The 12792-nt window shown below is 31.4% G+C and carries 13 protein-coding genes; 7 read left to right on the top strand and 6 right to left on the bottom strand.

All coding sequences use genetic code 11. The annotated features are described in order from the left end of the window. Positions 1-6: 6 nt before the first annotated feature. The 4 genes from MUN68_RS03755 to MUN68_RS03740 all read right to left on the bottom strand — a co-directional run bounded on the left by MUN68_RS03755 (position 7) and on the right by MUN68_RS03740 (position 3955). On the bottom strand, positions 7-204 hold the full coding sequence (locus tag MUN68_RS03755; protein ID WP_249995382.1) for a hypothetical protein: 198 nt from the start codon (positions 202-204) through the stop codon (positions 7-9). Between the two features lie 180 nt (positions 205-384). Further along, complete coding sequence (locus tag MUN68_RS03750) at positions 385-2526, bottom strand: DUF7619 domain-containing protein (RefSeq protein ID WP_249995381.1); 2142 nt, start codon at positions 2524-2526, stop codon at positions 385-387. A 107-nt stretch (positions 2527-2633) separates the two neighbouring features. Further along, complete coding sequence (locus MUN68_RS03745) at positions 2634-3434, bottom strand: TIGR00266 family protein (RefSeq protein WP_249995380.1); 801 nt, start codon at positions 3432-3434, stop codon at positions 2634-2636. 65 nt (positions 3435-3499) lie between these two features. After that, the gene (locus MUN68_RS03740; RefSeq protein WP_249995379.1) at positions 3500-3955 is read right to left on the bottom strand and encodes a DUF4442 domain-containing protein; all 456 of its coding nucleotides are present in this window, start codon (positions 3953-3955) and stop codon (positions 3500-3502) included. A 145-nt stretch (positions 3956-4100) separates the two neighbouring features. Here MUN68_RS03740 and MUN68_RS03735 point away from each other — a divergent pair, with 145 nt between their 5' ends. From MUN68_RS03735 to MUN68_RS03705, 7 genes are all read left to right on the top strand, one after another. Next, complete coding sequence (locus tag MUN68_RS03735; protein ID WP_249995378.1) at positions 4101-4547, top strand: DUF4870 domain-containing protein; 447 nt, start codon at positions 4101-4103, stop codon at positions 4545-4547. Between the two features lie 173 nt (positions 4548-4720). Further along, positions 4721-5059, top strand: coding sequence for a PadR family transcriptional regulator (locus tag MUN68_RS03730; RefSeq protein ID WP_249995377.1), 339 nt, complete (start codon positions 4721-4723; stop codon positions 5057-5059). Next, on the top strand, positions 5059-6846 hold the full coding sequence (locus MUN68_RS03725) for a PspC domain-containing protein (RefSeq protein ID WP_249995376.1): 1788 nt from the start codon (positions 5059-5061) through the stop codon (positions 6844-6846). Before MUN68_RS03730 ends, MUN68_RS03725 begins: the two co-directional genes overlap by 1 nt. Before the next feature lie 88 nt (positions 6847-6934). Then, complete coding sequence (locus MUN68_RS03720; RefSeq protein WP_249995375.1) at positions 6935-7426, top strand: nuclear transport factor 2 family protein; 492 nt, start codon at positions 6935-6937, stop codon at positions 7424-7426. A 46-nt stretch (positions 7427-7472) separates the two neighbouring features. Next, positions 7473-8195, top strand: a complete 723-nt coding sequence (locus MUN68_RS03715) for a head GIN domain-containing protein (RefSeq protein WP_249995374.1) — start codon at positions 7473-7475, stop codon at positions 8193-8195. A gap of 107 nt (positions 8196-8302) precedes the next feature. Then, a complete protein-coding gene (locus MUN68_RS03710) occupies positions 8303-9139 on the top strand; it encodes a GIN domain-containing protein (RefSeq protein ID WP_249995373.1) in 837 nt (278 codons plus the stop codon). A gap of 58 nt (positions 9140-9197) precedes the next feature. Next, the gene (locus MUN68_RS03705) at positions 9198-11015 is read left to right on the top strand and encodes a M2 family metallopeptidase (RefSeq protein ID WP_249995372.1); all 1818 of its coding nucleotides are present in this window, start codon (positions 9198-9200) and stop codon (positions 11013-11015) included. Positions 11016-11107: 92 nt separating this feature from the next. Here MUN68_RS03705 and trxB read toward each other — a convergent pair whose 3' ends face one another. Both trxB and MUN68_RS03695 read right to left on the bottom strand, forming a co-directional pair. Continuing rightward, positions 11108-12088: a thioredoxin-disulfide reductase gene (trxB, locus tag MUN68_RS03700; RefSeq protein WP_249995371.1), complete on the bottom strand. Its 981-nt coding sequence runs from the start codon at positions 12086-12088 to the stop codon at positions 11108-11110. A 387-nt stretch (positions 12089-12475) separates the two neighbouring features. Next, a complete protein-coding gene (locus tag MUN68_RS03695) occupies positions 12476-12673 on the bottom strand; it encodes a hypothetical protein (RefSeq protein ID WP_249995370.1) in 198 nt (65 codons plus the stop codon). Positions 12674-12792 lie beyond the last annotated feature (119 nt).

Below are 12792 nucleotides of genomic sequence, written 5' to 3'. Positions count from 1 at the left end.
TTTTTTCTATTGTTTTAATAATATTAAACATTGATCTAATTCTGGGTTCTGTAAAATCAAAGATTTTATATAAATCTTAAGCTCTTCTATTTCGTAAGGTAACAAACGACTTAGTGCTTTTTTTAATTCTTTACAGAACAATGTACTATCAAAACTTACTTTCGCAAGTACAGTTTTGGTGTACTCGAACATTGCTCTAGCCATAATGTAAAGTTAATTTAGGTTTTAGTTAGGTAGATGTATTGTATAGGCTTTCATTTTTGATTACAGTTTAAATTTAGTAAAAAAAATGATTATTTGTTATCCTTAAAGAAATATTTAACACTAAAAACAATCGCTTAAAAGTAATTAATTACGTTTAACTCCATTAAACATCAAGGTTTACTAATTCTTAATAACTTTTAAGGTTTTTATTTTAGAATCTGAAAACACCTTTACAAAGTAAATTCCGGTTTCAAGAGAGCTCATGCTTATTTGATTACTATTGCTTTTGTAGTTTTCTAAGACTCTTCGTCCTTCAATATCATACACATGTAGAGTATTAATTTCAAATTCTGCTTCTATGGTTAAGATATCTGCTACTGGATTTGGATACACTTTAATAGTTGATAAACTAAAATCTGAAGTGCTCAAATTATCTTCAGCGACTTCTGTTATATAAGCGTTTGTAATTACTGGTGCATTAAAATCAAAATAAATTTCTGCTTGATTAGCAAATTCATCGCCTAATACCAATGTGCTTAAAGTTTTTATTTTATAAACTACATAACCATCGTTGTTAGCATCATCAAATGGTAATTGTATATTTTCAAATATAAATTCAACATCGTTATCTGGATTAATTCTGGTATAATAATCATGGCTTCCATTTAAAGGAACCAAGGTATTGATATCAAATTTTGTAGCATCAATCCTATTATTCACAACAACATTGATTGCATTTGCTGTTCCTAAGTTCTCAAAACGAATGAGATAATGTACATATTTACCAACCTCTTCTGGTGCAATTATTTCGCCTTCTAAACATCTAATATCATTTGGATCATACGAATTAACTACAATCTGTTTTAGTTCAAATTCATTATCACTTGGAGTTTCATCATCGATTAAAGGAAATATGTTAGCTACATAACCTAAGTCATCTCCACTATTTAGTGGAAAATCTGGATCTGTTGGTGTGTTTAAATTAAAGGACACTTCAATTCCTCTAGTTTCAAAAGGCGATAAATCTGTAAAATTCCAAGATAAAATATTATTGGTTTCACTATCGTTAGTTGGTGTTGCTGATAAAAACTGAACGACATCAGCATTCAAACTATAATCAAACTCTACTGAACCTGATATGAGTGTGTTTCCTTTGTTTTTATAAATAATCTTATAATGAGAATCAAATCCAGGAATAACCTGACTTACAGGAACAATAACAACTTCTAAGTCATTAAAAGTTCCATTTGAAATTACACAAAAATCTTGATTGTACGGACTTGCATCAGTTGGAAAGTCGACAACTAAGCTCGTTGGAGAAATTGAAAAATAATCTGGATTTTCTATTTGTGGTACTAGAGTATGAACTCCATCTGGTAAAGCAAATGAATAATCTCCAGAAGCATTAGCAATAAAGCTACCAGAATTTGTGTTGTTAGAAATATTGAACATCATATTTGGAAACTGAATATCATTTATATCACAACCATTAGTGTCAATATCTAACAAACTTCCACCTTCTAAAGCATAAGTAACTCCACCTGAATTAAAAGTACAATAAGAATTAACAAAACAATTGGTTAAACCTGAATTTTCTACCAAATTTCGCACATAAGCTACTTCATCATCATCGACACATATATATTCAAGAGCACTGTGGTATTCATCAATAATAAGGTTCTCTGCTGAACCATTTTTAATGTTTAAATATTGTAAACCTTCAGATAATGAAAGGTCTAGTGTCGTTAAATTAATATTCTGACTCACATCTAAACTAGTTAATTCATAATTATGAGAACAAACAAAATATTCTAAATTAACAAAACTACTAACATCTATTGAAGTAATGTGATTATAATCAAGAATAAGAACTTCCAAATCTACACAATTACAATTGCTTATTAATTCTTCAAAGCTATAATACTGAGAGTTAGTATTTCCCATCGCTAATTCTTTTAAATTAGGAAGATTAATTAATGCTATTGAGGATACAGAACTAAAAAAATTAACTGAAGTCAAATTTGGTAAATTTTCAATAATTAAAGTAGTTGAATAATTATTAATATTTCCCATAGTAAAATCAATAAGGTTTACAAAACTTTCTAAACCTTCAAGTGAATTAATATACTCTATATCTTGAAAATATAATTCAGTTATTAGTTCGGCTTCACTAATCTGTATTTCACCATCACTATTTGTATCAATTACTGGCACATAGTTTAATAATCCATTCTTAAAATTAGCATCAGGAATATCAATAATTTGAGCATTCCCAATTAAAAAGGTTATTAGAAATAAGAACGAGAGTAGAAAAGACTTCATTTAATTAGAGTTTTTGAGTGAATATCTATACTAAAGATACTTAAAAACTAAAAAAGGTTGCGTCATAAACACAACCGTTTAATAAATGTCCTACAAATTCTAAATGGTTAAAACTTATTATCACCATCTAATAAATCGCCTAAACCACCAAGAATACTACCTTCTCCTTTACTGCTTCCACCACTTATTGGAGCAGATGCTAAAACACGTCCAGCCAATCTACTAAATGGTAAAGATTGTATGTAAACTGTTCCTGGTCCTTGTAATTTTGCAAAGAACAAACCTTCACCACCAAAAACAGTATTCTTAATACCTCCAACAAATTCGATGTCGTAATCGACACCTTGTGTAAAACCAACGAGACAACCTGTGTCAACTTTCATCGTTTCTCCAGCTTGCAATACTTTTTTAGCCATAGTTCCTCCAGCATGAACAAATGCCATACCATCACCTTCTAACTTTTGCATAATAAAACCTTCGCCTCCAAAAAGTCCGCGTCCTAATTTTTTCGAAAACTCAATGCCTACACTTACGCCTTTAGCTGCGCAAAGAAACGCATCCTTTTGGCAAATGAACTTTCCTCTAAATTCAGTTAAATCGATAGGAATTATTTTTCCAGGATAAGGCGATGCAAACGATACATTACGTTTCCCAGTTAAGTCATTATAAAAGGCTGTCATAAATAAACTCTCACCTGTTAAGATGCGTTTTCCTGCGCCTAATATTTTACCTAAGAAACCTGTGTCTTTTTGAGAACCATCTCCAAAAATGGTTTCCATTTTGATGCCTTCATCCATCATCATAAAACTTCCTGCTTCGGCTACTACGCCTTCTTGAGGATCTAATTCTATTTCTACGAATTGCATTTCTTCTCCGTAAATTCTGTAATCTATTTCGTGTGATGTCATACTATCTTTGTTTAAAAGTTGATTTGTTTATATGTTGAATTGTTTCAGGTTTTGTTACAAACTATTTACGATCTAACTTTAATAGACCATTCAAAATTAAAATCAGACACTTGAACTCCTTCTTGATTAACACCTTTTGAGTTTAGTACTATCGATTGTCCTTCTCCTGTTTCAATGGCCTTAATTATTAAATCATCGATAGCCTTACCTTGATTGCAGGTAAATTGGATTCGTCCTGTTGCTTTTTTGCTATATGTTGCATTATTACTTGTAACTAGCATTGACATTTTCGTTCCATTAGATTGAACTTTAGACATGACTAAAGCTCCTGTGGTGAGTTCAGCTGCCATACCTTGAACAGCCCAAAACATAGAATTAAACGGATTTTGATTGATCCATCTATGCTTTACGGAAACGACACAAGTTGTATCAGATATAGATTTTGTACGAACACCACAAATGAATGCTGCTGGCAGTTTAAAAGATAAAAAAGCATTTAATTTTCTTGGTGAAAGGTTCATGTTTTCGGGAAGTTTTCAGCTAAAGTATTGAAAATAATCCACATTCCAATTTGTTAAAATTATGTTAATTTTTAGTACTATGCGTAACAAAGTACTTGTTTTTAGACATATATTTGTATAAGAAAATACTATATGTTTTAAAATCATGGAAGACAATCATCAAAAAAATATTGCAACATTCATTCATTTATCAACCTTTAGTAGGTTTATTATCCCGTTTGGAAACTTTATTGGCCCAATCATATTATGGATGGCAAACAAAGAAAAATCTGAGTTTGTAGATAATCATGGAAAACAAGCCATCAATTTTCAAATTAGCATTTTGCTATATGCTCTTGTAATAGGATTGCTCTCCGTTCCGTTTTTCATTTTTAACATTTTTAATTCATTCGATTTTATTGATATCGATCCTTTTGATGGTGTTCATTTCAATTTAACAGAGCCTTCACCTCTATTATATATTGGTGGTGGATTAGGAGCTTTAGCCATTTTAGCATTTATTCTTGAATTAGTATTTATCGTAATAGCGAGTTTAAAAGCAAGAGATGGAGAAGATTACCACTATCCATTAACCATCAATTTTTTAAAATAGAATCAATATTTCATCAAACAATCATAATCAATCATCAATCAAAAAATGAACAGTTTATTAAAATTAAATCTCTTTAGAATATGACACGAGCATCATCTAAACTTATTGTCGAATTATCAAATGTCTCATATGCAAACTGCATAAGACTTTTTGAAAAATATTAGAAAACACTTATGAAAATAGAAAACACAAAAGCACAAATGCGAAAAGGTGTCCTTGAGTATTGCATATTATCGGTCTTAAAAGATGAAGACGCTTATGTTGCAGAAATCTTAGGCACACTAAAAGACGCAAAACTGCTTGTTGTAGAAGGCACAATATACCCACTACTAACAAGGCTTAAAAATGCTGGATTACTCAATTATCGTTGGGAAGAATCCACTTCTGGACCTCCAAGAAAGTACTATGGTCTTACAGAAACAGGTCAGTTATTTCTAAAAGAATTAACAATAACCTGGAACGAATTACAAAATGCAGTTAATATAGTAACCAGAGAAAAAACAAAACAATAATGAATAAGACAGTCAACATAAATTTAGCAGGTATATTCTTTCACATAGACGAAGATGCATACTTAAAATTACAGCGCTATCTTGAGGCTATAAAACGTTCATTTACAGACTCTCAAGGTCAATCAGAAATCATATCAGATATTGAACATCGAATCGCAGAATTATTTAATGAACGTGTTCAGAACGAAAAGCAAGTGATTCGAATTAAAGAAGTCGATGATGTAATCACTATTATGGGACAACCAGAAGACTATTTGGTAGATGATGAAATTTTTGAAGATGAACCAAAAACATCTTACCATAGAAATTCAAGATCAAATTCAAGTTCTTCAAAAAAATTCTATCGCGATACAGACAATTCCTATGTAGGAGGTGTATCATCTGGATTAGCGCACTATTTTGGAATTGATCCTATATGGATTCGTATCATCTGGATTGTACTAATCTTTGGTGCAGGTACTGGTGTTTTACTATATATTCTATTATGGGTTTTAGTCCCTGAAGCAAAAACAACTTCAGAAAAAATAACCATGACTGGAGCACCTGTTAACATTAGCAACATCGAAAAAAAAATTAAAGATGGCTTTGACAGTGTCTCTCAATCCGTTTCAGATACAGTCAAAAATGTAGATTTACCCAAGCAAGGACAGAAAATCAAATCCTCATCAAAATCATTTTTTGATACCATTGGTGACATCATTATGTTTTTCTTTAAAGTATTTGCAAAATTTATTGGCATCATTTTAATTATCGTAGGTGCTGCAACATTAATATCGCTATTAATATTTTGCATGAGTTTAGGAGCTATTGATATCATTCATTTTCCAGGACTTGACATTTTTGAAGCAGCAAATGCAGCAAACACACCAGTTTGGTTAATATCATTAATTGCACTTTTCGCAATTGGTGTCCCTTTCTTCTTTGTGTTTTATTTGGGATTAAAAATTCTAATTAACAACTTAAAGTCTATTGGTAATGTGGCTAAATTCACACTTCTAGGCTTATGGCTTATGGCTATCATAGGAAGTATTGTTATTGGAGTAAGACAAGCTAGCGAACATGCTTACGATGCAACTGTTACTACAAAAGAGCAACTCGATATTAAAGCTAGTGACACTCTAACACTTGCAGTTGTTGGCAATACGCTTTATAGTAAGCAATTTGGAAGGCATAGTAATGTATTTAGACCCGTTTACGACGACAATGATAATAAGTTGATATACTCAACAGATGTGAGATTAATTGTTCGTTCAACAAAAGATTCTCTAGCGTCAATACACATTGAAAAAACAGCTGAAGGTAGAAATTACAAAGAAGCTAAATTAAGATCTCAAGAAATTGATTACAGCTATGACATTAAAAATAATAGGCTTGAATTAGATGGATTTTTAACGACAGCCTTTGAAAACAAATTTAGAGATCAAGAAATAGAAGTCACGCTTTATCTGCCAGAAGGCACAATACTATATGCTGAAGAAAACACCTATTCATATCATAGAAACTCAAGTTACTACAATGATATTTTAGATAATGGTATGGAAAATCAATATTTAGAAATCACCAATAATGGTGTTAAATGTTTAGACTGCCCTATCGACGACGAATTTAAAGTAAAAGTAGATATTGATGACGATGAAACTGGACTTAGAATAGATGAAGATGGTATCGAAATCAAAACAGAAGGCACTAGACTAAAAATTGACGAAGATGGTATTGATGCAAAATCTGTAAATGTAAAAGTTAATATTGGTGAAGATGGTATTGAAATCACATCAGAAGATAATTAACAATTCAGGAATCTAAATTAACAGTTCGGATCTTTCAATTTTGAAAACTAATTTAAAACTGGAACATTTGAATCATCAATCAAATCAAATGAATAAATCAATATGTATCCTGTTAAGTATCTTCGGAATTTTAACCAACCTAAATGCTCAAGTAGCAACAAATTCCGAAGTATACAAAACACTAAAAGCTAATGATAGTTTAATTTTTGAACGTGCTTTTAACAATTGCGAAATTCAATATCTCAAACAATTAATTGCTGAAGACTTTGAATTCTATCATGACATCGCTGGAATTACCAGTTCAAAAGAAAAATTCATTCAAACCATGTATGAAGGCATTTGCAACCCAAATAATACAACGAAATCTACCAGAGAATTAGTTGAAGGAAGTTTAGAAGTTTTCTTATTAAAAAAGAATGGAGAACTATATGGTGCTTTGCAAAATGGGATTCATAAGTTTTATGAAACAACCAACGGAAATAAAAGACCTGGTAGCACTGCAAAGTTTTCTCATTTATGGATTATCGAAAACGGAAAATGGATCCTTAAACGTGTGATAAGTTTTGATCATAACATGTAAACTAAAAAATTTAAATAAAATAATCAACAATCAAAAACAATCAATCATGACAACACTAACAAAAATTATCGTAACAACACTACTAGCTGTGCTCCTTACATCTTGTAATTTCGATTTCAATATGGGAGTTAAAGGCAACGGAAATGTGACCTCTACAGATAGAGCAATAAATGAGAATTTTAATGCTATAGAAGTTAGTAGAGGACTAGACGTTTATTTAACACAAAGTGATTCAGAAAATATTAGAGTTCAAGCTGATGAAAACCTACAAGAAATTATTGTAGTTAAAGTAGAAAATGGTGTTTTAAACATTTATGCAGATGAAAATATAAGTTCTGCCTCTTCAAAAAAAGTAATGGTCAATTTTAAAAATATTGAAAGAATATCAACTTCTAGTGGAAGTGACGTCATCTCTACTTCTATTATAACTGCTGATGAACTTGAAATCTATACCTCTAGCGGAAGTGATGTTGAACTTGAAGTAGATGTAGAGCGTCTAATTTGCGAATCGTCTAGTGGAAGTGATATAAAACTATCTGGAACAACAAATATATTTAGAGCAGATGCTTCTAGTGGAAGCGATATAAAAGCAGCTAAACTTAAAGCTCAAAAAACAAAGGCTCAAGCAAATAGTGGAGCAGATATAACCGTAAATACCTCAAAAGAATTAACAGCAAGTGCTAACAGTGGAGGCGATATCAAATATTATGGCAATCCTGAAAAAGTAGAAAAAAACGATGGTCCGTCTGGAAGTATCAGCAAACGATAACAAGTAACCAACCAACTAATCAACTTGTTTTTTAAACCATTTCGAGCTCAGTTTTGAGTTTGGGATGGTTTTTGTTTTATATTTGTTATAACACTCAATATTTTATAATGAAAAAGATTACTTTATTCCTATTAATTACCTTAGGCTATAGTCTAGTTGGTTATTATCAAGATGACGACAAAGTAAAAGGCGATAGAAATGTAACCATTAAACAGACCTACGTAGACAATTTTAATACAATCATTGTTGGTGAAGATTTTGAAGTCGAACTATTTTATAATAGTAAACCTTCAGTAGAAATTGAAACGGACGATAATTTACATGAATATATAGCGATTGAAGTTATTGATAGCATTCTAACATTCAAAACGACCAAAGAGATTAGATCTAAAAAGAAAATGGCAATTAAAGTCAATTACAGTAATGGGTTTTCTCATATTAAAACTCGAGAAAATGCAGAAATAAGATCATTAACATCACTAGAGTTAGATAATGCTAGTTTAAAAACTTCAGGATCTTCAAGAGCTTATCTAAATATAAAAGCCAACAGTTTTAACTTTACTAGTCTAGATAAAGCTAAAGTAAAACTCAATGTAAATGCTAACACTACTCGTATTGAATTAAGTGATCAATGTAAATTAGATGCACTAATTAATTCTAAAGAAACCAAAGTTGATTTATATCAACGTGCAAATATAGATATCGAAGGAACAACAGATAATCTCCTTTTAGTATCAGATAACAATGCACAATTTAATGGTAAAAATTTCACTGCAAAAACCTGTACTGCAACTTGTGAATTTGCTACAAATGCCTATCTAGAAGTAACAGAATCTATAATTATAGAAGCTTCTGGATCAAGTGAAATTTACTTGTTTGCAAACCCTAAAATCACTATTAACCGATTTACTGAAACTGTCAAACTTCAGAAAAAAGAAAAATAATCAAATACAAAATACAACTCTAATATAATCAACTAACTCTAATACAAATCAATTTAAGATGAAGAAAACAATCTTACTTTTTGCCATTTTCATTTCAGTATTTTCTTGTAAAGAAGATACCACAAAAACAGAAATAACTTCTGTATCTAAAGAAGATGTTCAAGTATTTTTAGACGAATACTCCACAACATTTACAAAATTATATTATGATTCTGCTCTAGCGGAATGGGATGCAAACACCAAAATTGTAGCTGGTGACACTACAAATGCATACAAGGTTCAAAAAGCAAATGAAGCTTTTGCTAAATTCACAGGAAGTACAGATGTGATAGAAAAAACACGCAAATTTCTTGAAAGCAAAGATGATTTAGATATTGTTCAAGTACGTCAATTGAACACCATACTATATTCGGCTGCAAACAATCCTGAAACAGTATCAGATTTAGTAAAAGAACGTATTGCTGCTGAAAACGCTCAAAACGAAGCGCTTTTTGGATATGATTTTAAAGTCAACGGAACTTCAGTAACTACTGGAGACATTGATAAAGTATTAAGAGAATCTAACAATGAAGCTGAACGTTTAACAAATTGGGAAGCATCTAAAAATGTTGGCGTAGGTCTTAAAGACGGACTAGAAAACTTAAGAAAATTGCGTAACGAAACTGTAGGAGCTCTAGGTTACGACGATTACTTCTCGTACCAAGTGTCTAGCTACGGAATGTCAAGACAAGAAATGCGTGATGAAATGAATAAAATGGTTAAAGAAGTTTGGCCTTTATACAGAGAATTACATACTTGGGCAAGACATGAACTTGCAAAGAAATTTAATGCAGATGTACCAGAATATCTTCCAGCACATTGGCTTCCTAATCGTTGGGGACAAGATTGGAGCTCCCTAGTTAATGTTGAAGGATTAGATATTGATGGCGTTTTAGCCGACAAAGATCCAGAATGGATAGTAAAAGAAGGTGAAAATTTCTATAAGAGTATTGGTTTTGATGCGCTTCCAGCTAGTTTTTATGAAAAATCAAGCATGTATCCACTTCCTGCTGATGCACCATACAAAAAGAACAATCATGCATCTGCTTGGCACATGAATTTAGAAAACGACTTACGCTGCTTAATGAGTGTTGAGCCAAATGCAGATTACTATGAAACGATTCACCATGAATTAGGACATATTTATTATTACCAAGCGTATACCAATCCAAATGTTCCACCATTACTTCGTGAAGGTGCAAATCGTGGTTATCATGAAGCTATTGGAAGTTTATTAGGTTTTGCTGCTATGCAAAAACCTTTTTTAGAAGGCAAAGGCCTAGTTGATGCTGATGTAAAAATTGATGAAACTCAAAATTTATTAAAAGAAGCATTAAGTAATATTGTGTTTTTACCTTTCTCTGCAGGTGTAATGACCGAATTTGAAAATGCTTTATATGCTGAAAACTTACCAAAAGATCAATTTAATAAGAAATGGTGGGAATTAGCTAAGAAGTACCAAGGTATGGTTCCTCCAACTGATCGTGGAGAAGAATTTTGCGATGCTGCGTCTAAAACACACATCAATAATGATGCTGCTCAGTATTATGATTATGCAGTGTCTTATATTTTATTATTTCAATTTCATGATCATATCTCAAAAAACATCTTAAAACAAGATCCTCATGCAACTAACTATTTTGGAAGCAAAGATGTAGGAACTTTTTTAAGAGGTGTCCTAGAAACTGGAGCTAATAATGATTGGAGAGAATTACTTAAACAAAGTGTTGGTAGCGAAATGAGTGCAAAACCTATGCTTGAGTATTTTAACCCACTAATGGATTATTTAAAAGAACAAAACAAAGGGAGAACACATACACTTCCTGAAACATTATAAATAGTATAAGTATTTAAAATTAAAAGTGCTTAAAGTTGGAATTTCATATTCAACTTTAAGCACTTTTAGTATGTATAACTTTTTGATCTAATTTAATTATAATTAGAAGTACTTACTTCAAAAGTTGAATCTTTAGCTGCTAACCATCTTTCAGCATCTAAAGCAGCCATACAACCTGTTCCTGCAGCTGTAACAGCCTGTCTGTAAACATGATCAGCTGCATCTCCAGAAACGAATACACCTTCAATATTCGTTTTTGAAGTTCCAGGCACATTAATTATGTATCCTGTTTCATCTAAGTCTAAGAAGCCTTTAAAAATATCTGTATTGGGTTTATGACCAATGGCAACAAAAAATCCTGTTGCAGGAATCTCCTGTATTTCATTGGTTTGATTATTTTTCACACGAACTCCTGTAACGACTTGTCCATCACCTAAAACCTCATCAGTTTCAGTATTAAACAAAATGTCTATATTTTCTGTATTTTTCACACGAGCAGCCATAATTTTTGACGCTCTAAATTCGTCACGCCTCACTAACATTGTTACTTTTTTGCAAAGTTTAGATAAATAATGTGCTTCTTCACAAGCGCTGTCTCCAGCTCCTACAATTACAACCTCTTGATTTCTATAAAAGAAACCATCACAAACTGCACAAGCAGAAACACCTCCTCCAAGTTTTAAATATTTTTGTTCAGAATCTAAGCCTAAATATTTAGCTGAAGCTCCTGTAGAAATAATAACGGTATCACAATGAATCTCTTTTGTTTCATTTACCCAAACTTTATGAATATCTCCTGAGAAATCAACCTTGGTAATCCAACCATTACGTACATCAGTTTCAAAACGTTCTGCTTGTTTTTGTAACTCTATCATCATTTCTGGACCAGTAACACCATCTGGATAACCTGGAAAATTTTCAACTTCATTTGTAGTTGTTAGTTGTCCTCCTGGCTGAGTTCCTTGGTACAAAACTGGTTTCATATTAGCTCTCGCTGCATAAATAGCTGCCGTATAACCAGCAGGACCAGAACCTATTATTAAGCACTTTACTTTTTCAATTGTATCAGACATAATTTATGTTATAATTTATCAATACAAAAGTAGGATTTTTGATAGAATGCTTACATTTAAGTTATCAACAGTTACTATATAAACATTACGTTTTTCTATCAAAAAGAAAAACGCACTATAGTGTATGTGCGGATTCACTCGTGAATTTTAGTGTGAAATAAAAAAAAGCTGAACAAATGTTCAGCTTTAGTTTGTCGGAGTGGCAGGATGATAACTAAACCGCCACTATATAGTAAAATCAATGCTTTAAGAAATAGACTAAAACAGTGTGAACCGAATTGTTGACCTATTAGTTAGATTGAAATAGTATTATTTGTCAGAACGTCTTGGGGCAAATTTACAATTTAAACTTCATTAAATCCAAACAAAAAACATCAAATTTTATGATTAATCAATCAAATATTTATTGATAATTTCTTCATCTATACCACTATATTCTGCAAATTCTCTAATGGTAATAAATTGGTATGGTTCTTTATCAAAAAAGTTTTTAATATCATTTAAAAGCTTACGTCCATAGCGCTCACTTCGTCCTGTGATACGTTGAATATCTTTTGGGTATATACAAGCTCTTTTTTGTTTCATGATACTTTATGTATGCTTTATCTATACTTAAACCATATTTTATAATTAAATGATGATGCGTTGTTAAAATGTTGACAACACGATAGTGTTATAAATATTTTAATGACGTTTTTGGTTTT

It is taken from the genome of Psychroserpens ponticola, from assembly GCF_023556315.2.
Taxonomy (GTDB): Bacteria; Bacteroidota; Bacteroidia; order Flavobacteriales; family Flavobacteriaceae; genus Psychroserpens; species Psychroserpens ponticola.
This window is presented reverse-complemented; position numbering and strand designations above follow the sequence as displayed.